This is a genomic window from Clostridium facile (genome assembly GCF_014297275.1).
GTDB lineage: Bacteria > Bacillota > Clostridia > Oscillospirales > Ruminococcaceae > Massilioclostridium > Massilioclostridium facile.
In genome coordinates this window covers 1,187,140-1,211,373 of record NZ_JACOQK010000001.1, presented here as the reverse complement: position 1 = coordinate 1,211,373, position 24,234 = coordinate 1,187,140, and the positions used below count along the sequence as shown (strand labels likewise).

Here is a 24,234-nt window from a genome sequence, read left to right as displayed (position 1 = left end):
TGTAACTATTTTAATAATCTTTTTATTTTTTGTCATAATGCAGTATAAAATAGTATAAAAGTTCAAATTCTGTATGATTTTTCCATAAATAATTTGGATGAAATTCCATAAAAAAACTTGCAATTTATACAGCAATCCGATATAATAAAACTTAAGTGGTGAAAAGTGGTTGAAAAAGGTGAGTTTCCCCTAAAAAATTGATAGAAGGTGGTTGGAATATGTTAATCGGCGAATACAGTCATACGATTGACGCAAAAGGTCGTATTAATTTTCCAGCAAAACTTCGGGAATCACTGGGTGGAAATTTTATTATTACCAGAGGGTTAGACCACTGTTTGTATGCTTATTCTTTGGAGGAATGGGAAAACCTGACTGAAAGCATTAAAAGCCTACCTCGTTCAAAACGCCGCAATATGGAGCGCTTTTTCTTTGCTGGTGCGATTGAAGCCCAACCGGACAAGCAAGGAAGGATTATTGTGTCCCAAAATTTAAGGGAATATGCTTCATTAGAGAAAAATGTAGTGGTGGTAGGAGCATCTGACCGTGTGGAAATTTGGGATCAGCAGGCATGGCAACAGTCCTTTGAAGAATGTACCCCGGAAGCAATCGAAGAAATTATGGATGAGCTGGGATTTTAATTCTAGCTTGGATGAAAGATAGAAAAATGGTAGAAAGGAATTAAAATGGAGTTCAAACATTATTCTGTTATGCTACAGGAATGTATGGATGGCCTAAATATTAAGCCAGATGGTATTTATGTAGATGGTACTGCTGGTGGAGCAGGACATTCCACTGAAATTGCAAAACGTCTGACAACTGGTCGGTTGTATTCTTTTGACCGTGACCCAGATGCTGTGCAGGTAGCAACGGAGCGGTTATCCGTTTATTCTTGCGCTCAGGTAATCCATTCTAATTTCAGCAATATGCAAGAAGAGTTGATTCAACGGGGAATTACCCAGGTAGATGGTGTATTGCTGGATTTAGGGGTTTCTTCCTTTCAGTTAGACCATGCGGAGCGAGGGTTTTCCTATTTGAACGATGGTGAACTGGATATGCGGATGAGCAAAACAGGATTGAGCGCAAAAGATTTGGTTAACACCTATCCATTAGAGGAAATTGCAAGGATTATCCGTGATTATGGAGAAGACAAGTATTACTACAGTATTGCGAAAAATATTGTAAAACACCGTGAAATAGCTCCGATTGAAACGACAAGTCAGTTGTCCGAGATTGTCAACAACTCTATGCCAATGAAGGCAAGAAGGGAAAAAAATCCAAGCAAACGGACATTCCAAGCAATTCGTATTGCCGTGAACCAAGAGTTGGAATGTTTATCTACTGGTTTGGCAAAGGCGTTTGATTTATTAAACCCAGGTGGAAGGCTAGTGATTATTACATTCCATTCGTTGGAAGACCGAATTGTAAAACAGTTTTACACCGAAATGTGTAAAGGGTGTACTTGTCCACCAGATTTTCCAATTTGTGTTTGTGGCAACCATCCAAAAGCAAAATTTATCAATAAAAAACCAATTTTACCTGCTAAAGAAGAACTGGAGCAAAACCGTAGAAGCCAAAGCGCAAAATTGCGGATTTTAGAAAAACTATAATATGGCAGACGAAACACCGCTTTCTTCCCCTGTTGTGATAAGGGACAAGCCTTATTATAGAAAAATCAAATAAAAACAAAGGGGAAATCGTTATGAGCCGGAAATCAAATCTTGCATACCAAAACTATGAAACAGCCCAAGAACAAAAAAAGCAGCAGCCTACGATTAAAAAGGTTTCCAAACGCCGTACGGCAAATTATATTCGTCCCTATAAGGCGATTGCTTTAATTATCGTTGCAGTGGTGATTACTTCTTCTATGGTGCTGAGCATGGTACAATTAAATGAGATCAATGACCAAATTAGCGCTGCTACAGCAGAGCTGGAAACCCAGAAAAGTGAAGCAGTACGCTTGAATATGGAATTAAACAAAACAATGAGCATCAACAATATTGAAGAGTACGCAGAAACAGAGCTGGGAATGATTAAAATGCAATCGAACCAAGTGGAATACATCAGTTCATCCGCTGGGAACAGCATTGAAATTCCGGAAGAGAAAGATACCACTATTTTTGAAAAAATCAAAGACGCGTTTACTAATTTTTTGGAATACCTTGCAGGCTAATCCAATATGATACAATAAGATCAGATTATTTTAAGAAGAATACCATCATAGGGTTGAGAAAGGTTCTTAACCCTTGTTTTTCTTTCCTCACCTGAAATCATTTGTGTGATAGGAGGCAGCAACATGGCAATATCACCGACCAAAAACATGAAATTTAAATTAAATATTATTATTTTTTCGGTTGTATTAGTGGCATTTGTTGCCTTAATTGTTCGGATTGTATACATAGCTTGTTTCGCGGAATACGATGGTGTAAAATATGGTGTTAAAGCTTACAATCAGCAATTAGGCGCAGATACAATCAATGCAAACAGGGGGACAATCTATGACAGAAATATGACCCCTTTAGCGCAGAGTGCTACTGTTTGGACAGTATCCGTTGCGCCAAACCAGATTACTACGGATGAACAACGCCAACTGGTAGCCCAAGGGTTATCTGATATTCTGGGTTTGGACTACAACGAAGTGCTGGAAAAAACCAAAAAGAATACCAAATATGAAATTATCAAGAAAAAAGTGGAGAAACCCGAAGCGGATAAAATTACTGCTTACATCGAAGAAAAGAACAAAGAAATTGACGCGGAAAATGAACAGATTCGGGAGAACAATAAAAATGCCTTAGAAAAACAGGAACTAAAGCAAAAAGTAAAAGGAATCCACATGGTGGAGGATAGCAAACGCTATTATCCACAGGCAAATTCTGCTTCCCATATTATTGGATTTACTGGATCGGATAATCAGGGACTTTACGGTGTAGAGTTAGCTTATGATGAAGAACTAAGTGGCACTCCAGGTAAAGTGGTAATTGCCCAGAACGCTTTGGGCGGGGATCTGCCTTTTGACTATGAATATTACTATCCAGCTCAGGATGGAAACAGCTTGGTGTTGACAGTGGACGAAACCTTACAACATTATCTTGATAAGGCGATTCAGCAGGCGATTGATACCCATCATCCTACGAATCGTGTTGCGGGTGTTATGATGGATGTGAACACAGGGGAGATTCTTGCGATGTCCACCAATGGGGGATATGATTTGAATGACCCTTATACAATCAGTGACACCAATCTGCAATCCCAACTGGAAGGATTACAAGGGGATGAGTTGACCGAAGCTACCAAAAAGGCAAGGGAAAAAATGTGGACCAACAAGGTGATTACTGAGACCTATGAACCAGGTTCTGTTTTTAAAGTAGTAACAGCCTCCGCAGCATTGGAGGAGAAAACCCAAACATTGGATAGTACCTTTAACTGTACAGGTTCCATTCAAGTGGTATCCGGTGCAAAACCAATTCACTGTTGGAAAACCAGCGGGCACGGCTCCCAGAATTTTACCCAGGCGGTAGTGAATTCCTGTAACCCTGCCTTTGTACAGATTGGCCAGTCTTTGGGGTCGGATTTATTCTTCCAGTATTTTAAATTATTTGGGATGACCGAGGCAACTGGAATTGACCTTCCAGGGGAAAATAAATATCCATTGTATTATACAGCGGACCAGTTGGGACCTGCTGAATTGGCTAGTGAAGCGTTTGGTCAATCCATGGGAATTACCCCAATGCAGATGATGACCGCATTTTCCGCTACAGTAAACGGCGGCTATATGGTTACTCCCCATGTGGTAAAACAGATTATTGACCAGGATGGGAATATTACCGAAACTAACACCGGTGAAACCAAGCGCCAGGCAATTTCAGAAGAAACTTCTGAAATGATGCGTGGGGTATTGGAACAGGTGGTTTCTGCAAATGGAGGGAGCAATGCTTCCGTTCCAGGTTACCGCATTGCCGGGAAATCTGGTACAGCGCAAAAGCTTTCCTATACCAATGCTACAGGGGACGTTGTATATGTATCTTCTTTCGTTGGTTGTGTCCCTGCGGATGATCCACAGTTTGCTTTGCTGATTTTAGTGGATGAGCCGCGTTCCGGATTATATTACGGTAGTGCGGTTGCATCCCCAGTATTTGCTCAGGTAATGTCAGATGCAATCCCTTACATGGGAATTTCGCCAGAATACACGGAAGAAGAATTGCAAAACCAGGGGGCAGCGGTTCCTTCCGTAGAAGGTTCTAACTTAGCGGATGCCCAGACACGGATTAATAGTGCGGGGCTGGTGGCGGAAACCATAGGCTCTGGTGGAACAGTCGTAAAACAAATTCCATCTGCTGGCTCCAAGATGCTAAAAGGCGGGAAAGTAATTTTATATACAGAAGAACAGGAAACCACAAAGGTAACGGTTCCGGATGTCATTGGCAAAACCCAGGCGGAAGTAAACCAGATCTTGGCGGGATACGGATTGAATATCGCGTTGACCAATAGCGGAATTCAAAACCAAAAGGCAAAAGCTACCACTCAATCCCCTCCAGCGGGGACAGAGGTGGAAAAAGGAAGCGTTGTTACTGTGGAATTTTTGACCAATGATGAAACAGGTTGATAAATGCATAGAAATGAATAGAATGCCAATCTTTAAGGTAAGTCAGTAATTCAATGGGGAGGAACAAAAAATGAAGCTCATCCAATTATTAGACGGGATTAATTATACAGGAACAATAACTGACTGTGAGATTTCTGATGTAAGTTGTGATTCCAGAAAATTGACGGATTCTAGTGTGTTTGTCTGTATCAAAGGGGTGCAATCAGATGGACATAATTTTGCCCAGTCCGCTTTGGAGAAAGGCGTCCCTTATATTGTATGTGAACGGGATTTGGGATTGAAAAACCAGATTTTAGTGGAAAATTCCCATTATGCTTATGCAAAAATGTGCGCCAACATGCAGGGAAATCCAGCAAAAGACCTAAAGTTTATTGGGGTAACAGGAACCAATGGTAAGACAACAGTCACTAATATTATGAAGGCTGTTTTAACCAATATGGGCTTTAAGGTCGGATTAATTGGAACTATCCGCAATGAAATTGGGGACACTGTGTTCCATACTGAAAAAACAACTCCAGATGCGGCTGATTATCAGGCACTACTTGCAAAAATGGTGGAAGCCCACTGTGATTATGTTGTATTAGAAGTTTCCTCCCATGCGTTGGACCAATGCCGTCTGGCAGATACCCATTTTGAGGTGGGGATCTTCACAAATTTAACCCAGGACCATCTGGATTATCACCACACCATGGAAAACTATTTCCTGGCGAAAAAGAAGCTGTTCGATTGTTCTGATTGTGCTGTGATTAATATGGATGACCCGTACGGAAAACGTCTGATGGAAACAATCCCATGTCGTTATATTACCTATTCGGTGGAGAATCCATCAGCGGACTTTTTCGCGAATGAGATTGAGATAAATAGTTTGGGTGTCCAATTCCAGATGAGAATAGGGGATATTGCTAGCAAGATTCATTTTGGTACCCCAGGAATGTTCTCGGTGAAAAATGCTTTAGCCGCTGCGGCCGCCTGTATCCAAATCGGAATTTCGGTGGAAAAAGTGGCGGATAGCATTACAAATGCTTCCCATGTAAAAGGTAGAAGCGAAGTGGTTCCGACAGGACGGGATTTTACCATCATTTGTGATTATGCCCATACACCAGATGGATTAAAAAATATTTTGGATTCGATTAATGGCTATAAAAAAGGTAGGGTAGTAGCCCTATTTGGATGTGGCGGGGACCGCGACAACAAAAAGCGTCCAATTATGGGGCAAGTTGCCGCGCAAAACGCCGATTTTTTAATCGTAACATCCGATAATCCACGTACAGAAAATCCAGAGGCCATTATTGACCAGGTTCTGGTAGGAGTAGAAAAAGAAAATACCCCTTATGTGCGGATCACCAACCGGAAAGAGGCTATTTTTTACGCGGTACAACATGCACAAAAAGATGATGTTATCCTATTGGCGGGAAAAGGTCATGAAGATTATCAGGTTTTGGGAACGGAAAAAGTCCATTTTGATGAACGGGAAATTGTTGCCGAAGCTCTGAAAACACTGTCTTGATTCCATTTTTAACAAATTCTTTGCGATGATTTCCTTGTAATCTTTCCAGAAAAGGATTAAACTAGTATCAAGCAAAACAATGGAATCCATCAAATTTTTGGTTGCAAAAGGGAGAGATGAGATTGAAACCAATAGCTTTACAGGAATTAGAACAGGCAACAAACGGAACTTTATACCATCCAAAACCTCTTTTGATCAATGGTATTGTGATTGATAACCGGTTGGTAACGCCAGGATGTTTATTTGTAGCAATCCAAGGGGAACGGTTTGACGGCCATGATTTTATCCCTTCCGCAATAGAACAGGGGGCTGTAGCTGTGGTATCCCAGAAAAAGCTGGAGATTTCTACCCCATATCTATTGGTAGAGGATACACGGAAAGCCTTGCTAGATTTAGGACGTTATTGTCGGCAACAGTTTCATGGAAAGTTGGTAGGGGTTACTGGAAGTGTAGGTAAAACCACCACCAAAGAGATGATTGCCACAGTGCTTTCTTCCCAATACCACACTTTGAAAACCGAGGGAAACCTGAACAACGAAATTGGATTGCCCAAAACCCTGTTTGGTTTAGATGACCGTTATCAAGCTGCTGTGATTGAGATGGGGATGTCCAACCTAGGGGAAATCCATCGCCTTTCTACCACTGCTTTGCCTGATATTGGTGTGATCACCAATATTGGCGTATCCCATATGGAGAACCTGGGCAGTCGTGCTAATATTTTAAAGGCAAAGCTAGAAATTCTGGATGGAATGGAAGAGGGGGCGCCCCTCATTGTAAATGGTGACAACGATATGCTCTGCAATTTACAAGTGGAAAACCATCCTATTATATTTTGTGGTATTTCTGGTGAACATCTGAATTGCCGTGCAACCAATATCAAAACAGATGGATTATCCACTACATTTGAGATTGTGTATCAGGATACAAACACAACAGTGTCGATTCCAACTATTGGAGAGCACAATGTGTTAAACGCCCTTTTTGGTTTTGTTATCGGGCGGTTGTGTGGAATTACATCACAACAGATTGTGGAAGCACTAAAAAAATATCAACCTGCTGGAATGCGTCAAAATACACGGCTTGTTAATGGTATGATTGTAATTGAAGATTGTTATAATGCAAGTCCAGATTCCATAAAAGCAGCTTTTTCCGCTTTGCAGCAGATACCCGCAGAAGGAAGGAAAATTGCTGTACTAGGGGATATGCTGGAGCTGGGGAAAATTTCTTCCCAGGCGCATTATGATACCGGCGTATTGGCAAAACAATGCCATTTGGATGCACTGTTCTGTTATGGGCCGGAATCGAAACAGATTGCGGCTGGAGCAAAGGGAATTCCGTTCCTTTGTCATTATGACGACAAACAGAAGATGGCTTCTGATTTAAAAGCCTTTCTTCGTCCAGGAGACGCTGTTATTTTTAAAGCAAGCCGTGGCATGAAATTAGAAGAAGTAATACAGGAATTATTTCAAAAAGATTAAGCAATAGAGAGGAATGTTTTGTATGACATGGATCGCTGGTATTACCACATTGCTGGTTGCATTTGCATTAACTGCGATTTCTGGAAAATTTTTAATCCCATTTTTAAGGAAGTTGAAGTTTGGTCAAACAATTAAAGAGATTGGTCCTACTTGGCATGAAAAAAAGAATGGTACTCCTACCATGGGTGGTATTATGTTCGCTTTTGGCAGTACTGTCGCTTTGATTGTGGGGATGTTTATCCTCACTGTTAACCATACTGAGGCAACGGGCACAGAGGCGGTTGACCACATCCGTGTTTGGTCGGGTTTGGCAATTGCGTTTGGCTTTGGATTGATTGGATTTATTGATGACTTTATCAAGGTGGTAAAAAAGCGTAACCTGGGTTTGACTGCAAAGCAAAAAACCGTATTCCAATTAATTCTTTGTATTGGATACGTCGCTACTTTAGCGATGAGCGGTGCGGTTTCCACAACGGTTATCTTTCCATTCATCGGACAGTTTGATTTTGGTTGGGTATTTTACCCACTGGTTGTAATCGGCATTTATTTTGTGGTAAACGCGGTCAATTTAACCGATGGAATTGATGGGTTAGCTTCCTCTGTTACCGTTGTTTATGCCATTGTCTTTATGATTTTAACGACTATGTTGAAATTTGACAGCATGTATATTTTCGCTGCCGCAATCGCTGGCGGATGTTTGGGATTCCTAGTATGGAATTTCTATCCCGCAAAAGTATTTATGGGGGATACTGGATCCATGTTCCTGGGTGGTGCTGTAGTGGCGTTGGCTTTTGGCATCGATCGCCCAATGCTGATTGTATTTGCTGGTATTATTTACATTATCGAAGCTTTATCTGTTGTCTTACAGGTAATCAGCTTTAAAACAACCGGGAAACGCATCTTTAAAATGAGTCCAATCCATCACCATTTTGAAATGTGTAATTGGAGTGAAATCAAGATTGTATCTGTATTTACACTGGTTACCGCATTATTTGGTGCTCTTGGTATATTTTCCGTATTTCTGGAATTATAATAGAAAAGGGAATAGGAAAACAGATCCTTTCTGTTTGGTATAGGATCTGTTTTTCGCATATACATGACATTAGAAACAAAAGGAGGGAGCCTATGGCGGAAATTATTCAGCTTCCCACTCGGGGAAGAAAAAATCTAAAAAAGAAATCCAAACAAACAATCAAAACCGGTAGGTTGGACTCTGTCTTTTTGATTTTAATTCTGGTGTTGGTTGCGTTTGGCCTTGTTATGCTGTTTTCTGCCAGCTATGCCAATGCTTATTACTACGAAGGTAACAGTTTCCGATATATAAGCCGACAGTCATTAGCTTGTGTGTTGGGATTGATCGCTATGTTTGTCATCTCCAAGTTTGATTACCATCGTTGGCGGAAGTTAGCGGTTCCACTGTTTGCGGTTGCCACCATTATGTTAATTGCTGTACTATTTACCAGTGGAGATGAAAATGGATTTAAACGGTGGGTTCAGGTTCCAATTTTAGGGCAGTTCCAGCCTTCTGAGGTCATGAAATTTGCCTTAATTGTATTGTTTTCCGCAATGATTTCCACCAATTATAAAAAAATGGGGACCTTTTTATATGGCGTCCTGCCATTTGGGATAATACTAGTCCTGGTTGTAGGGTTGCTGTATTTGGAGCCGCATCTTTCCTGTATTATTTTGATTGCGGGGATTGCAGCTGTAATGATGTTTGTTGGTGGAACAAAATTCCGCTGGTTTGCTATGATTGGCTCTGTGGCTATTGTCGGATTGATTGCCATGCTCCTACTCAAGGGAAATTATCAGAGCGACCGTTTTTATTACTGGCTCCATCCGTTTAGCGATCCATTAAATAAAACCATGCAGACCGACCAGTCATTGCTTTCGATTGGCTCCGGTGGATTGCTCGGGCTTGGGTTGGGGAACTCCAAACAGAAATACATGTACCTGCCAGAACCACAGAATGATTTTATTTTTGCGATTATCTGTGAAGAACTGGGGGTAATTGGTGCGGTTATTGTCATCTCGCTGTTTATCCTGTTTGTGTATAAAGGGTTTTCCATCGCATCCAAGTCGCCGGATAAATTTGGTATGATGCTATGTGTGGGAATCTCTGCGCAAATTGGGATACAGGCATTATTAAATATCGCCGTTGTCACCAACAGTATTCCAAACACTGGTATCAGCTTACCCTTCTTCAGCTATGGGGGGACTGCGTTGGCGATGCAGCTGGCGGAAATGGGCGTGATATTGAATGTCTCGCGACATGCTTTAATAGAAAAAACATAGGTAAGGTGAAAAGAATGAAAGTTTTGTTAGCAGCTGGTGGAACCGCAGGACATATTAACCCTGCAATCGCAATTGCGGATACCATTCAAAAACAGGATCCATCCGCAAAAATCTTGTTTGCGGGGACGCCAAATGGGATGGAATCCACTCTGGTTCCCAAAGCAGGGTACCATTTTGTCCCCATTAAGGTAAGGGGATTTCAACGAAAACTGACCTTAAAAAATATTGCCCGTAATATTGACGCGGTAAAATGCTTGATGACTTCTGATTTTGTGGCAAGCAAAATCATCAAAGAATTCCAGCCGGATCTGGTGATTGGAACCGGTGGGTATGTTAGTGGACCAATCGTAAGGAAAGCAGCCCAAAAAGGGATCAAAACGGCAATTCATGAACAAAACGCTTACCCTGGCGTTACCAATAAAATGCTTAGTAAACAGGTGGATTTGGTAATGCTGGCGGTGGAAGAAGCAAAAAAAATGTTCCCACAGCAGGCAAATATGGTGATTACCGGAAACCCGATCCGGGAAAGTATCTTATCCACAACAAAAGAAGAAGCTCGGAAAGAATTGGGGATGGATGATGAAATGTGCATCCTCTCGTTTGGAGGAAGTTTAGGCGCTGTCAAAGTCAATGAAATTGCGGCGGATATTATGCAGTGGCACAATAAAAAGAAAAAGGTGAACCATATCCATGCCTGTGGCAGATTGGGAAAGGATATTTTTCCACAGATGCTAAAAGAACGCCATGTGGATTTAAACGGAAACCCAAGAATAGATGTACGGGATTATATCCATAATATGGATACTTGCCTGGCAGCAGCAGATTTGGTGATCTGTCGTGCTGGAGCGATTACTTTAAGTGAATTAGAGGCTACTGGAAAGGCGTCCATTTTAATTCCTTCCCCAAATGTAGCGGAAAACCATCAATATCATAATGCGATGGTGCTACAAAATCATGGCGCCGCTGTTGTAGTGGAAGAAAAAAATTATGACGCCAAGGAAATGGTTGCCCTGGTGAATGGTTTTTATGAGGACCGGGACAAGTTGCGCCGATTTAGCAAAAATGCTTCTAAATTGGCAATTTTGGATACATCTGATCGAATTTACAACGCACTGCAAGAGATCATGCAATAACGGTAGCAATTTTTCCACAAAATACATAGGATATCCTGCAAAGAAATTTTTATCTGCTTTGTGGGGGTGTTTTGGTTGGAAGAATTGAAAGTATATGGAGGCAATCCTCTTATAGGGGAATTGTCGGTGCAGGGTGCCAAGAACAGCTCTTTGCCGTTGTTGGCAGCAGCAGTTTTGGTAAAAGGAAAAACGGTATTACATAATTGCCCCCGTTTACGGGATGTAGAGATTGCGTTCCAGATTATGCGCCACCTTGGCTGTATTGTCAAACGGGAAGATGATACTGTAGAAATTGACAGCACAACGATTTCTTGCTCTGAGATTCCAGAAGTGTTAATGGGAGAAATGCGTTCCTCTATTGTATTTTTAGGAGCGATTGTAGCCCGTACAGGGATGGCGACCGTAAATTTTCCAGGTGGATGTGAGTTAGGACCCAGGCCAATTGATCTGCATCTGGCTTGTCTGCGTCAGTTGGGGATTCTAATTGATGAGCACAATGGAATTTTGGATTGTTCGATTGATAAACTAAAGGGGAGTAAAATTACCCTTTCTTTTCCCAGCGTAGGCGCAACTGAAAACGCGATCCTTGCTGCTTGTACAGCGGAAGGGGAAACAATCATTACTAACGCTGCGGCAGAGCCAGAAATTGTAGATTTAGCTTGTTTCCTGAACCGTTGTGGAGCTAAAATTTATGGGGCTGGGGAAAAGACAATTGTGATTCAAGGAGTTTCCCGGCTACAGGCATCGGAATACCGGGTGATTCCCGACCGGATTGCTTTGGTCACCTGGCTTTGCGCTGGTGCTATTACAGGTGGAGAATTATTGTTAAAACAGATTGTTCCAGAACATATTGAAGGCGTACTTCCCTTTTTAGAGCAGACTGGCGTCAAATTGCTGGTAGATCATCACAATATTTATCTCCGTTCTACCGGAAAATTGAATGCCATGAGTGCTATCCGGACGATGCCATATCCGGGGTTCCCAACAGATGCCCAGCCCATGATGATGGCATTGGCTTCAAAAGCGGCTGGGACAACAGTTTTTGTAGAAAATATATTTGAAAATAGATATAAACATGCAGTGGAACTGACCAAAATGGGGGCGGATATCACATTGGAAGGCAAAGTTGCTGTAGTAGAAGGTGTCCCTACCTTATCTGGCGCCCGGGTAAGGGCGACCGATTTGAGAAGTGGAGCTGCATTGGTAGTTGCCGGTTTGGCCGCGGAAGGGATTACCTATATTTCAGATCCTTATCACATCGATAGGGGCTATGAGCCAATTGAGGAAACACTGTGCCAGTTGGGTGCGGTAATGAGCAGGATCAAATAAATCGGAGGTTTTGGATGAAAAAGGACGTTCCAATTAAGCGAAAAGTAAATCACCGTCCTGATCCCCGTGAACAGGCAAGAGCTGCAAGCGGGGTGAAGCGCAGAAAACGTCGTTTGCGCAAATACACCATTTACTATATACTGCTGTTGTTGATTGTGCTTACGGCGATGATTACCTTGTCTATGACGGTGTTTTTTAACATACGGGCATTTGATGTACAGCAAACTGGGGAGTACACAGCGGAACAGTTAATTGCATCCACTGGCGTACAAAAGGGAGATAATCTTTTACGCTTAGATACGAAAAAAATCCGGCAAGAACTTTTAAAACAATATATCAACTTAGATGATGTAGAGGTAAAAAGAAAATTACCGGATACCTTGCAAATTATTTGTATACCATCCGAGGTAAAATGTAGTATCCAAACTGACGGCGGTTATTTATATATTAGTAACGGAAATCGTATCCTCGAAATCAACCAGCCGGAACCAAAAGCCGGAACAGTTGTGATAAAAGGCTGTACGGTAGAGCAACCAGAAAAGGGAAAATATCTAAGTGAATTACATGTTTCTGATATAGACCGCTTACGAAAGTTGCAAGAAATACTTGGGATGATAGAATTTCCTGATATTACCTCTATTGATATTTCAAATCCATTACAAACAGATATTACCTATCAAAACCGTATTGTCATTCAAATCCAAAGCAGTGATGATATGGAGTATTTATTGCGGGCAGCAAAAAAAATTATTCAAGAAGATATTGGTGTTTCTGAAACAGGAAGGATTTTTTACGTACAAAGTACGCAGAGTATACATTTTCTGCCAGAAACGGTCGAATAACCCCTATTTTTCGGGATTTTTTCATGCAAAAACTTTTTGAAAAAATTATAAAATCTTCTACATAGTGTTGAAATTCTAATTGAAATCTGATAAAATAAACATTATGATTATTATGTTATTTATCATAGATTACAACGACCAATTTGGATGTTGATATAGGAGGACGTAACAGTGCCAAATACAATGATTGAGCATGGGGCAGAACAAGTTGTTAATATTACAGTAATTGGTGTTGGCGGTGGTGGAGGTAACGCCATTAACCGTATGGTAAGCGAAGGACTTTCTGGTATGGAGTTTATCGCAGTAAATACCGATCGCCAGGTGTTGAGTAAATCGTTGGCTTCCCAAAAGGTTGAAATTGGTTTAAAAGCAACCAAAGGAACTGGTGCAGGCGGTGACCCAGAAAAAGGGGAACAGGCTGCGGAAGAAAGCCGGGAAGAGATAGCAACCGTATTAAAAGGAACTCAGATGCTGTTTATTACAGCTGGAATGGGTGGTGGAACCGGAACAGGTGCAGCTCCCATTATTGCGCAGATTGCCCGTGAAATGGGAATTTTAACCGTTGGTGTTGTTACAAAACCATTTAAATTTGAAGGTGCCCGCAGAATGTTGCAGGCAGAAGCAGGGATTGCGGAATTGAGAAAAAGTGTAGATTCTTTAGTCGTTGTTCCAAATGAGCGGTTAAAAATGCTTTCTAATCAGAAAATTACTTTGGCAAATGCTTTTGAAGCAGCTGACAATGTGTTAAAACAAGGTGTTCAGAGTATTTCTGAATTAATCAATACTACTGGTTTTATCAACTTGGATTTTGCTGATGTCAGTACCATTATGCGTGATGCCGGGTATGCCCATATGGGTGTTGGATATGGCCAAGGTAAAGAAAAGGCAATTGAAGCAGCTGAAATGGCAATTTCCAGCCCATTGTTGGAAACCTCTATCGAGGGTGCAAAGGGCCTGATTATCAATGTAACAGCATCTCCAAATATTGAATTTGATGAAGTAGAAGCCGCTTCCGGTAGAATCAGTGAAGCTGTTCACCCAGATGCAAGTATTATTTTTGGTGTGGCGTTTGATGATTCTTTGGAAGATGAAATGCGGGTTACTGTAATTGCCACAGGGTTTGATACGGATTTTAAAGAGAAAATTTCAAAAACCACTATGGCAGATGTCAACAATAATACTCCAGCAGAAGAGAAAGCCCCAGAACCGAATCCTGCTGTAGGATTAGATCCAGATGACCATACTTTTGATGTAATTATGGATATCTTTAAAAATAAAAATTAAGGAAGAAACTATTAGGATTATATTAAAAATTCCCTCAGAAGAATCTGGGGGAATTTTTTCTTGTTCTCATAGAAATTTTTGATTTTACCATGAAAGGTATCACGTAAAAAGAATTTTCGATTCCAAGTTCAAGAGATTTGTTAGAAAAGCACTAGAAATCAAGAATAAAATTGAATTTTTAATGGGACTTATATCAGCATAACTGGTTAATTTTTGGAAAAGACAAGGGTACTGGCTAAGCATTATAAAGGAATATTGCCGACAAAAGTTTTAAGACATACTGAAATTTAGTTTCCTTGTGCTATTTGTCCTAAATACTATAAATGGGGAGTTATCTTTCTACTAACATTTTTTATTGAGAGATTGTTGTTTGCATCTTGCTAGTTTATCGAAATAAAAGTGTTTTTAGGGGACTCCTTTACAGACAGATCAATCAATGAAAAAGGAGCCATATGACGACGGCCCCTTTTTATCATCCAATCATTTCATTATCAGTATTCATGATATTTACATGATTAGCGTAGTCCTTTTTCTCTTTAAACTTTTTTGGCATAGAATGAATATCAATAATACCATCAATACAATCTTGGTTTTCAACACATTCGATATCCTACACTTTTTTGTCTACCAGAGGGCAAAATGGAAACTTTGGATACTTATTTGCTTTATTTACCATGTTTTTAGAAAGATATTAAGCGTATATTGTGATTAAGATAAAGCAATCATATTGTCGATTGCACGTTTCGCTGCAAGGCGGAGTGTTTCTTCTAATTGGATTTCTTCCCCACCTGTTCCATTAATAGCATGATATACATCCATCAAGTTGGTTAAACGCATGTTATCACAGATTAAGCGTTTGGATAATGGGACAAATTTGCGGTCGGGGAATTGGAGACTTAATACATCGGCAATGGTTTTCTCGGTACCAATAATGCAATCTTCTGTTGTATTAGCGGCAGCTTGTAAAATAGCGGCGGTGGAACCCACTACATCTGCATATGCTAAAATTTTAGCGGGTAGTTCCGGGTGCATTAAAACCTTTGCATTTGGATATTTTGCTTTTGCTGCTTCGCATTCTTCCACTGTAATAGCATGGTGCACTGGACAGCATCCATCCCATAAAATAATATTTTTGTCAGGACATTTTTCTTTTATGTAGGACCCTAGATTTTGGTCAGGAATAAACAGGATATTTTTTTCTTTTAGGTTACGAACAATATTCAATGCGCTGGAAGAAGTAACACAGACATCACAGACAGCTTTTAGCTCCGTTGTAGTGTTGATATAAGCCACTACTTTATAATCAGGATACTGTTGTTTGAATGCTACAACACGTTCTGGGCTGATTTGTTCCGCCATAGGACAGGTCGCTTCCGCAACAGGCAAAAGGACTGTTTTTTCTGGAGAAAGTATTTTAATGGTATCTGCCATAAACCGAACGCCACACATAATAACTGTTTGTTGTGGTAAATCTTGCGCTTTTACACTAAGAGCGAAAGAATCACCCGTAATATCCGCAATTTCTTGAATTTCTGTAGCTTGGTAACTATGGGCCAGGATCGCAATATTTTTTTCTTTTTTTAGTTGTAGGATTTTATCCTGTATTTCTCTCATCATAACCTTGTTCCGCACAATCTGTGCAATCCTCCTATATCATTATTTGCTGTTCCATTACCAGCACTACCATTTATTATATCCGGCTATAAAATGAAAGTCAACTGCATCGAAAAAAGGGTAGTATGATTTTTATTTTAATTTTTTAAGGATTTAACATTCCGTTCATTGAACATTTTATTACTTTGGTGTATAATATATCATACTAATTCATAATAATTTTATGATTTTGGGAGGGTATCATGAAAAAGTTTTTGCAATTTGTGATGGGCGTTGCTGTTGTACTGGCTTCTATTCGATTGGTACAAATGTTGATAGAATACGCATATGAACATTTGGGCAAACGCTATGTTACCTCAGAGGAATTGAACCAGAAATAGAAATGGACAAGAACGGGCCGTCAATTTTAGGCGGTTTGTTCTTTTTGTTTTAGTTTACATTTTATTGGAAATGTGATAATATAATAGAATAGTTTCCATGATTTTAGAGATGGATTTCTTTCTTTTTTGGAAGAAACACTAATAAAATCTATTTTGTATTTACACTATGAACTAACAGTAAAGATGGTGGGATAAATGGTAGAAGAATCAATTCAAACAGACCAAACCTTACAACAAGAAAAAATACAACAACCAGTAAAAATGAAGAGGAGAAGGTTCCCACCAATTCCAAAATGGAAAAAAGACTTGATGGATATGGTTGAGGTAATGGTAGCGGCATTACTGGTTTTAGTGCTGGTATTTACTTTTATTTTCCGTATTGTTGGAGTAAAAGGGGATTCTATGCGGGAAACTTTACATAATAATGACCGCCTCATTATTTCCCATTTAATGTATGAACCAAAACAGGGGGATATTGTAGTTGTAGAACTGCCAGAATTATTTGATACCCCAATTATTAAGCGTATTATTGCGACCGGTGGGCAAACAGTGAATATTGAAGAAGACGGGACGGTTACCGTGGATGGAAAAGCATTAGACGAAAGCTATACCAATGCCTTTACAGAACCCAAAGAACTTCAATTTCCAATTACCATACCAGAGGGAGATGTGTTTGTAATGGGGGATAATCGTACCAACTCTACCGATAGCCGAGATTTTGGCTATGTGAATGAAAAGAATATTTTAGGTAAAGTAGTGATACGGTTGTATCCAATTAATAAATTTGGCACAGTGAATTAAAGAAACAGAAAGGATATTAAAATTAATGAACGAGCAACAGCCTACCATTCAATGGTTTCCAGGGCACATGAAAAAAACCGAACGGTTGATTGAAAAAAATTTACCTTATGTGGATGTGGTAGTAGAACTGATTGATGCCCGTGTTCCATACAGCAGCAGAAACCCTTTGCTGGGAAAATTGATTGGAAATAAGCCACGTGTTGTATTATTAAATAAATGTGATATGGCTGACCCAAATGTTACCGCAAAATGGTTGCGCTGGTTCCAACAGCAGGGAATTCCAGCCATGGCGATCGACTGCCGTACTGGGAAAAATATTAAGAAATTCCAACCATTTGTCCGTGAGGTATTGAAAGAAACCATTGAACGTCGTGCCAATAAAGGGATGATTGGTAGAATTGTACGAGTTATGGTGGTAGGAGTTCCGAACGTGGGAAAATCCACCTTTATTAATAAACTAGCTGGATCAAAACGAGCAAAAGCGGAAGACCGTCCAGGAGTAACCCGTGGAAAACAGTGGGTTCACATTGAAAATGATGTGGATTTACTGGATATGCCTGGTGTGCTGTGGCCAAAATTTGAGGATCCTCAGGTAGGGATACACCTTGCGTTTACTGGAGCGATTAAAGATGATGTGATAGATTTAGAATATTTAGCAATGCAGTTATTGGAATATTTAGCACAACATTATCCAGAGCGCTTAAAAGAACGGTTTAAGTTGGAAGACACTTCTGATATGGAGGCATATGAACGGTTAGAAGCTGTGGGAAGAAAACGTGGTATGTTGATTTCCGGCGGGGAAGTGAACACAGAGCGTGCCGCAATAGTCACTTTGGATGAATATCGAAGCGGAAAACTGGGCTGTATCTCTTGGGAAGAGCCTTCGGAGGAAACAGCATGACTTTATATGATTATGACAGGGAACAGCAGATTTCCTGTCTATGTGGTGTAGATGAAGCGGGACGAGGACCTTTGGCTGGCCCTGTAGTGGCAGCAGCGGTTATTCTTCCATTGAATGAAGAAATTGAAGGAATCAACGATAGCAAAAAGCTTACTGAAAAAAAGCGGGAAGCCCTTTGTGAACAGATTAAGCAAAAGGCAATTGCTTATTCGATTGGTTCGGCCTCTGTAGAAGAAATTGATACTTATAATATTTTACAGGCCACTTTTTTAGCAATGAAACGGGCGGTAGAAGGATTAAATAGAAAACCAGATTTTGTATTGATTGATGGCAACAAAAATCCCGATGTGGGAATCCCCAGCAGGTTTGTTGTGAAAGGGGACGCTACCTCTGCCAATATCGCAGCAGCTTCTATTTTAGCAAAAGTGACCCGTGACCATTATATGATGGAACTGGATCAGCAGTATCCTGAATACCAACTTGCCAAGCACAAAGGATATGGCACAAAACTCCATCATCAGATGATTCTGGAATATGGAATGGCACCAATTCATAGAAGGAGTTTTTTGGTAAAATTGCGGGCAAAGGAGCCTTCTATTAGCTTATATCGTGGGGAATACGGGGAGAAGATCGCTTATGGTTATTTAAAGAAGAATGGCTATACTGTTTTGGCGAAAAACTATCACTCCCCTTATGGAGAAATTGATTTAATTGCACAAAAAGATGGCATCCTCAGTTTTATTGAAGTAAAATTACGTGATGTCAGTTGCCTTTATGAGGCGGAGGAATCTATTACTAAAACGAAACAAAAAAAGATTATCCAAACTGCAGAATATTTTTTGCAGCAACATTCAACCCAATTGCAGCCTAGATTTGATATCATTGGCATTACCCTTTTAGGAGAACAACAGGTAAACATTCGATTTTTGTCTAACGCCTTTGTATTGGAGGAATCATGATGAATTATTTTGACCTGCACTGTGATACCATTTATGAATGCTTAAAAACTAACCAACAACTAGACCATAACGATTTGTCAATTGATTTGTATCGGGGACAATCCTGTTCCAATTGGGTACAGACATTTGCTTTTTGGATTTCCGATGATTTGCGAGGGGAAGCCGCTTACCAGGATTTTTTAAGACAGTATGATTTTTTTCAATCCCAATTGGAGCAAAATACACAATTGAGATTGTACGATGGTAAAGCTTTTTCTAACTATTGCAACGCAATGTTATCTGTAGAAGGTGGAGCTGTTTTAGCAGGGAAAATAGAACGGATTCAAGAGCTTTCCAAACGTGGAATTCGCATGTTGACCTTGTGTTGGAACGGTGAAAATGAAATTGCTGGAGGGGCACTGTCTCAGGGCAGGTTTACCAAGTTTGGAAAACAAGTGGTAAAAGAACTAGAACAGCAAGGGATTATCGTGGATGTTTCCCATCTGAATGAACCTTCTTTCTGGGAATTGTGTGATTTTGCCGAAAAACCATTTATTGCAACCCATTCCAATGCGAAAGCGATTTGTAATCACCCAAGAAATTTAACTGATGATCAAATTATTGAAATCCGAAATCGAAAAGGTCTAATTGGTTTAAATTTTTATTTGGACTTTCTTGCAGAACGTACGCCGGTTATTATGCAGAACTTATTCCAACACATTGATTATTTCTTAAATTTGGGCTGTCAGGATGTATTGGCGATTGGATCAGACTTTGATGGCGCTACAGTGCCAGAATGGCTTTGTGGAATTGAAACAGTTGCAAACCTATATGAAAATATGGTAGAATACTATGGGCGAGACATAGCAAATAAAATTTATTTTGAAAATGCACAGAATTTTTTCTCTCACTAAGTTCTGTCATCTTATAAAAAGAAATCTATTTATGTTTTCCTAATAGGATAAAAATATGGATTGAATAATTGAAGACATATGCTCTATAAAGATAGTCGTCTCACAAAATATAGGAAAAACATAAATATACTCGTTTATCAAATCAGATTACTCCGTTGATATGAAAGCATGGATAGTATTATTGTAAAAATAGAAATTTTAATAATAAAGGAAGCGTGAAAAAAGATGTTGTATAACAGCACCCGAAACAATCAGGCAGAAGTTTCTGCTGCACAGGCTATTGTCCAAGGAATTTCCAAAGAGGGCGGTTTGTTCGTGCCGGAATCCTTTCCACAGGTTGCGATGGAAGACCTGGTTGCTATCAGTTCTAAAGGTTATGTGGAACGTGCAGAGTTTATCCTGGGTAAATTTTTAACGGATTTTACTCCAGAAGAGCTGCACCATTGTGTGAGCAATGCTTACCGCGCGGATAAATTTTCCAGTGACAGCACAGCGGAACTGGTACATATTTATAGCGGGCGTTATATGTTGGAGCTCTGGCATGGTCCAACCTGTGCGTTTAAAGATATGGCGCTGCAATTGCTCCCATATTTGTTAACCACTTCCGCAAAAAAAGTATTGTCTGATAAAGAGATTGCCATTTTAGTTGCAACCTCTGGCGATACTGGAAAAGCTGCTTTAGAAGGCTTTAAAGATGTAGAGGGGACAAAAATGCTGGTGTTCTATCCAGAAGATGGCGTCAGCAATATCCAGAAAAAACAAATGGTCACCCAGGAAGGGAACAACCTGGAAGTATGTGCGATTAAAGGGAACTTTGACGATGCGCAAACTGGTGTAAAGCAAATTTTCACTGATAAAGCGTTGGCGGAAAAATTAGCGGAACACAATATTGTATTTTCCAGTGCTAACTCGATCAACTGGGGCCGTTTGGTGCCACAGATTGTTTACTATTTCTCCGCTTATTGTGATTTGCTGAAAAACGAACAGATTCAGCCTGGAGAAGCAATCAATGTTGTAGTGCCAACCGGGAACTTTGGCAACATTTTATCCGCTTATTACGCAAAGAAAATGGGGCTTCCTGTTCAAAAATTTATCTGTGCTTCCAATGAAAACAATGTGTTAACTGATTTTATCGCGACTGGGATATATGACAGAAACCGTCCGTTCCACACCACGATTTCCCCATCCATGGATATTTTAATCTCCAGTAACCTGGAACGTCTGATATATGATATGTATGATCGGGATGACAAAGCAGTTTCCGCTTTGTTTGACCAGTTGGCAAAAGACGGGCGTTATGAAGTGTCCGATGCGGTAAAAGCAAAAATCCAGCAGGAATTCTATGGTGGATGCTGTGATGACGAACAGACAAAACAGACCATCCAGCATGTGTTTGAAAAGTATTCTTACTTGTGTGATACCCACACTGCTGTTGCGGTTAAAGTATATGAAGACTATCGGGAAAAAACTGGGGACACCACAAAAACGGTGATTGCTTCTACTGCTAGTCCATATAAATTCACTAACAGCGTATTGGCTGCCATTGGCGGGGATACCACGGTGGATGATTTTACACAGATAGAGGAATTAAGCAAATTGTCTAATACCGAAGCGCCAATCCAATTGGCAAGCTTAAAAGAAAAACCGGTTCGTTTTACCCAATCTATTGAGAAACTAGAGATGGAAGCAACCGTATTAAAGGCATTAGGATTATAGTAAAACAGAGGAAAAGGCGGGCAATTTTTCTGTCCGCCTCTGGTTTGTCCCGAAGTCTGGTAAGCTGGCTTTCTTGGCGACATACGGAAAAGGAGTTGGAACATGAGTTTATACACAATTGGAGATCTGCACCTTTCATTGGGAGTGGATAAACCCATGGATATTTTTCCAGGCTGGGAAGGATATGTGGAAAAACTAGAACAGAACTGGCGGCAAAAAATTCAGCCAGAAGATACCGTGGTCATTGCTGGGGACATTTCTTGGGGAATGAATATGGAACAGGCAAAACCGGATTTTGCTTTTCTCGACCAGCTTCCAGGGCGGAAAATCCTATTAAAGGGGAACCATGACTATTGGTTTTCCACTAAAAAAAAAGTAGAGGATTTTATCTCGTCCAATGGCTTTTCCACGCTGAACATTCTGTTTAACAATTCCTACGAATATGATAACTGGTCATTGTGTGGAACCCGTGGCTGGATCAATGAACCAGGGGAACCCGCCGACCAGAAGGTGTTGCTGCGAGAGGCGGGAAGACTGACCTTATCCTTACAAACGGCAACAAAACAGCCAATGGTATTTTTACACTACCCACCAATTTATGCGGGAAACCGCTGTGAGGAAATGCTTCATGTTTTGGAAGATTACCAGGTAAAGCGGGTATTTTATGGCCATTTGCATGGAAAATCCTGCGCCTATGCGGTAGAAGGGGTGCAGCATGGAATTGAGTACCGGTTAGTATCCGGAGATCATATTCTATTTAATCCTGTGAAAATTATGTAATTTCTATACAAAATTATCATTGGAATTGTAGAAAAAGAGAAAAAAAAGAAAAAAAGAAAAAAACGCTTAACAGTCCCTAAAATTTATGCTATAATCAATGGGATACCAATTTAATTGAAATTTTCAGGAGGAATTTGAAATGGCGTTAGTAAAATTTGATAACGTGGCTACCAATAAATATGATGTGGAAGTTTCCGTTGACGCAAAAACTTTTAACGATGCCTGCGACAAAGCATATAAAAAGAATGTGAAAAAAATCAATGTTCCAGGTTTCCGTGTAGGGAAAGCTCCTCGCAAAATTATTGAAAAAATGTATGGTGCTACCGTTTTCTATGATGATGCAATCGAAGCAGTATATCCAAAAGCATTATCCGAAGCAATTGAAGAAGCAAAATTGGATGTAATTGCAGTGGAAGCTTTGGAACCTGTAGAAGCAAACACTGAAAAAGGTTTGGTATTTAAAGCTACTTGTGTAACAAAACCTGTTGTTACTGTAAAAGATTATAAAGGCATTAAAGCTACAAAAACCGTAAAAACAATTGCGGCTGCAGAAGTAAACGCTGAAATTGATAAAATGCGTGAAAGAAATGGTCGTATGGTAACGGTGGAAGATCGTGCTACTAAAACAGGCGATACCGTTAACTTCGACTTTACTGGTGCTGTAGACGGCGAACCATTTGATGGTGGCGAAGCTGAAAACTACACTTTGAAAATTGGTTCCGGTCAATTTATTCCAGGTTTTGAAGAACAAATGGTAGGAAAAAAAGTTGGGGAAGAATTTGATGTAAAAGTAACCTTCCCAGAAGAATACCATGCAGAGGACCTGAAAGGGAAAGAAGCTGTATTTACCTGTAATATCCATGAAATCAAAGCAACAGAATTACCAGCTGCTGATGATGAATTTGCAAAAGATGTCAGCGAATTTGATACCTTAAAAGAATTAAAAGCTGATGTAAAAGCAAAACTGGTAAAAGCACAGGAACAAATGATGGAAGTTGAAGTGGAAAACCAGCTGTTGGATACTGTTGTAGAAAACATGGAAGGTGAAATTCCAGAGGTAATGTACGAAAAGAGAATCGACGAACTGGCTCGCGATTTTGAATACCGCCTTTCTTCCCAAGGCATGAACATGGATATGTACATGCAATATACAGGTATGGATCAAAAAGCAATTCGGGAACAGTTCAGACCTCAGGCTGAAAAACAAGTAAAAACTCGTTTGGCTTTAGAAAAAATTGTAGAGCTGGAAAATATTGAACCAAGTGAGGAAGATATCGAAGCGGAATACAATAAACTGGCTGAACGCTATAAAATGGAAGCTGATAAAGTAAAAGCTTTGGTTCCAGTAGAAGAGTTGAAAAAAGATTTGGCAGTGAATAAAGCAATTGATTTCTTAAAAGAAAACGCTGAAATTGAAGAAGTAAAAGTGAAAAAAACAACTGCTAAAAAATCCACAGCAAAAAAATCTACAAAAAAAGAGGATACTGAGGATACTACTGAAGAAACCAAAGAAGAATCAGCTGAAACAGCAACAGAAGAAGCTTCTGACGCTGAATAAACAATTTTATCCGATTTCAATGATCTGCCCTTGTTTTCTACGGGGGCAGATTTCCTTGATTACAGACCGTTTTGGAAAAGATATATTTTAATTTACAAATAGCTGCAAAATTTTTTTACATTTATATAGTAAAATAAATATTATCTGCAAAGAATAACTTTACA

21 protein-coding genes are annotated in these 24,234 nt (G+C 40.0%); 20 read left to right on the top strand and 1 reads right to left on the bottom strand.

Annotated features, from left to right (window positions below; all coding sequences use genetic code 11):
* Positions 1-218: 218 nt before the first annotated feature.
* The 12 genes from mraZ (at position 219) to ftsZ (ending at position 14,468) form a co-directional block, all read left to right on the top strand.
* Positions 219-638, top strand: a complete 420-nt coding sequence (gene mraZ, locus H8Z77_RS05090; protein WP_069989091.1) for a division/cell wall cluster transcriptional repressor MraZ — start codon at positions 219-221, stop codon at positions 636-638.
* A 45-nt stretch (positions 639-683) separates the two neighbouring features.
* The gene (gene rsmH / locus H8Z77_RS05085; RefSeq protein WP_186996371.1) at positions 684-1,607 is read left to right on the top strand and encodes a 16S rRNA (cytosine(1402)-N(4))-methyltransferase RsmH; all 924 of its coding nucleotides are present in this window, start codon (positions 684-686) and stop codon (positions 1,605-1,607) included.
* A 92-nt stretch (positions 1,608-1,699) separates the two neighbouring features.
* On the top strand, positions 1,700-2,170 hold the full coding sequence (locus H8Z77_RS05080) for a hypothetical protein (RefSeq protein ID WP_069989089.1): 471 nt from the start codon (positions 1,700-1,702) through the stop codon (positions 2,168-2,170).
* A 123-nt stretch (positions 2,171-2,293) separates the two neighbouring features.
* Complete coding sequence (locus H8Z77_RS05075; RefSeq protein WP_186996370.1) at positions 2,294-4,600, top strand: penicillin-binding transpeptidase domain-containing protein; 2,307 nt, start codon at positions 2,294-2,296, stop codon at positions 4,598-4,600.
* A 70-nt stretch (positions 4,601-4,670) separates the two neighbouring features.
* Positions 4,671-6,107: a UDP-N-acetylmuramoyl-L-alanyl-D-glutamate--2,6-diaminopimelate ligase gene (locus H8Z77_RS05070; RefSeq protein ID WP_069989087.1), complete on the top strand. Its 1,437-nt coding sequence runs from the start codon at positions 4,671-4,673 to the stop codon at positions 6,105-6,107.
* Between the two features lie 122 nt (positions 6,108-6,229).
* The gene (locus H8Z77_RS05065; RefSeq protein ID WP_186996369.1) at positions 6,230-7,585 is read left to right on the top strand and encodes a UDP-N-acetylmuramoyl-tripeptide--D-alanyl-D-alanine ligase; all 1,356 of its coding nucleotides are present in this window, start codon (positions 6,230-6,232) and stop codon (positions 7,583-7,585) included.
* 22 nt (positions 7,586-7,607) lie between these two features.
* The gene (mraY, locus tag H8Z77_RS05060) at positions 7,608-8,618 is read left to right on the top strand and encodes a phospho-N-acetylmuramoyl-pentapeptide-transferase (protein ID WP_333724072.1); all 1,011 of its coding nucleotides are present in this window, start codon (positions 7,608-7,610) and stop codon (positions 8,616-8,618) included.
* A gap of 92 nt (positions 8,619-8,710) precedes the next feature.
* Positions 8,711-9,880 carry a putative lipid II flippase FtsW gene (gene ftsW, locus H8Z77_RS05055; RefSeq protein ID WP_186996367.1) on the top strand — a complete coding sequence of 390 codons (1,170 nt, stop codon included), beginning with the start codon at positions 8,711-8,713 and terminating at the stop codon, positions 9,878-9,880.
* Between the two features lie 14 nt (positions 9,881-9,894).
* The gene (gene murG, locus H8Z77_RS05050; RefSeq protein ID WP_186996366.1) at positions 9,895-11,013 is read left to right on the top strand and encodes an undecaprenyldiphospho-muramoylpentapeptide beta-N-acetylglucosaminyltransferase; all 1,119 of its coding nucleotides are present in this window, start codon (positions 9,895-9,897) and stop codon (positions 11,011-11,013) included.
* 66 nt (positions 11,014-11,079) lie between these two features.
* On the top strand, positions 11,080-12,342 hold the full coding sequence (gene murA / locus H8Z77_RS05045; RefSeq protein ID WP_338061275.1) for a UDP-N-acetylglucosamine 1-carboxyvinyltransferase: 1,263 nt from the start codon (positions 11,080-11,082) through the stop codon (positions 12,340-12,342).
* 14 nt (positions 12,343-12,356) lie between these two features.
* Positions 12,357-13,184 carry a cell division protein FtsQ/DivIB gene (locus H8Z77_RS05040; protein WP_186996365.1) on the top strand — a complete coding sequence of 276 codons (828 nt, stop codon included), beginning with the start codon at positions 12,357-12,359 and terminating at the stop codon, positions 13,182-13,184.
* A 183-nt stretch (positions 13,185-13,367) separates the two neighbouring features.
* Entirely contained in the window at positions 13,368-14,468 is a 1,101-nt protein-coding gene (ftsZ, locus tag H8Z77_RS05035) for a cell division protein FtsZ (protein WP_069989541.1), read from the top strand.
* Positions 14,469-15,176: 708 nt separating this feature from the next.
* On the opposite strand, the gene nadA is transcribed toward ftsZ, so the two are convergent.
* A complete protein-coding gene (nadA, locus tag H8Z77_RS05030) occupies positions 15,177-16,100 on the bottom strand; it encodes a quinolinate synthase NadA (RefSeq protein ID WP_366471897.1) in 924 nt (307 codons plus the stop codon).
* Positions 16,101-16,324: 224 nt separating this feature from the next.
* Here nadA and H8Z77_RS05025 point away from each other — a divergent pair, with 224 nt between their 5' ends.
* The 8 genes from H8Z77_RS05025 (at position 16,325) to tig (ending at position 24,070) form a co-directional block, all read left to right on the top strand.
* Positions 16,325-16,462 carry a hypothetical protein gene (locus H8Z77_RS05025; RefSeq protein ID WP_159427379.1) on the top strand — a complete coding sequence of 46 codons (138 nt, stop codon included), beginning with the start codon at positions 16,325-16,327 and terminating at the stop codon, positions 16,460-16,462.
* A gap of 195 nt (positions 16,463-16,657) precedes the next feature.
* Entirely contained in the window at positions 16,658-17,263 is a 606-nt protein-coding gene (lepB, locus tag H8Z77_RS05020; RefSeq protein WP_186996364.1) for a signal peptidase I, read from the top strand.
* A 25-nt stretch (positions 17,264-17,288) separates the two neighbouring features.
* Complete coding sequence (gene ylqF / locus H8Z77_RS05015) at positions 17,289-18,164, top strand: ribosome biogenesis GTPase YlqF (RefSeq protein WP_186996363.1); 876 nt, start codon at positions 17,289-17,291, stop codon at positions 18,162-18,164.
* Entirely contained in the window at positions 18,161-19,123 is a 963-nt protein-coding gene (gene rnhB / locus H8Z77_RS11685) for a ribonuclease HII (RefSeq protein ID WP_069989075.1), read from the top strand. The genes ylqF and rnhB overlap by 4 nt, the downstream gene beginning before the upstream one ends.
* Positions 19,123-20,016, top strand: coding sequence for a dipeptidase (locus H8Z77_RS05005; protein ID WP_186996362.1), 894 nt, complete (start codon positions 19,123-19,125; stop codon positions 20,014-20,016). The genes rnhB and H8Z77_RS05005 overlap by 1 nt, the downstream gene beginning before the upstream one ends.
* A gap of 225 nt (positions 20,017-20,241) precedes the next feature.
* Positions 20,242-21,732: a threonine synthase gene (gene thrC, locus H8Z77_RS05000; protein ID WP_186996361.1), complete on the top strand. Its 1,491-nt coding sequence runs from the start codon at positions 20,242-20,244 to the stop codon at positions 21,730-21,732.
* 102 nt (positions 21,733-21,834) lie between these two features.
* Entirely contained in the window at positions 21,835-22,512 is a 678-nt protein-coding gene (locus H8Z77_RS04995; protein ID WP_186996360.1) for a metallophosphoesterase, read from the top strand.
* A gap of 139 nt (positions 22,513-22,651) precedes the next feature.
* Positions 22,652-24,070: a trigger factor gene (gene tig / locus H8Z77_RS04990; protein ID WP_186996359.1), complete on the top strand. Its 1,419-nt coding sequence runs from the start codon at positions 22,652-22,654 to the stop codon at positions 24,068-24,070.
* The last annotated feature ends 164 nt before the right edge of the window (positions 24,071-24,234 follow it).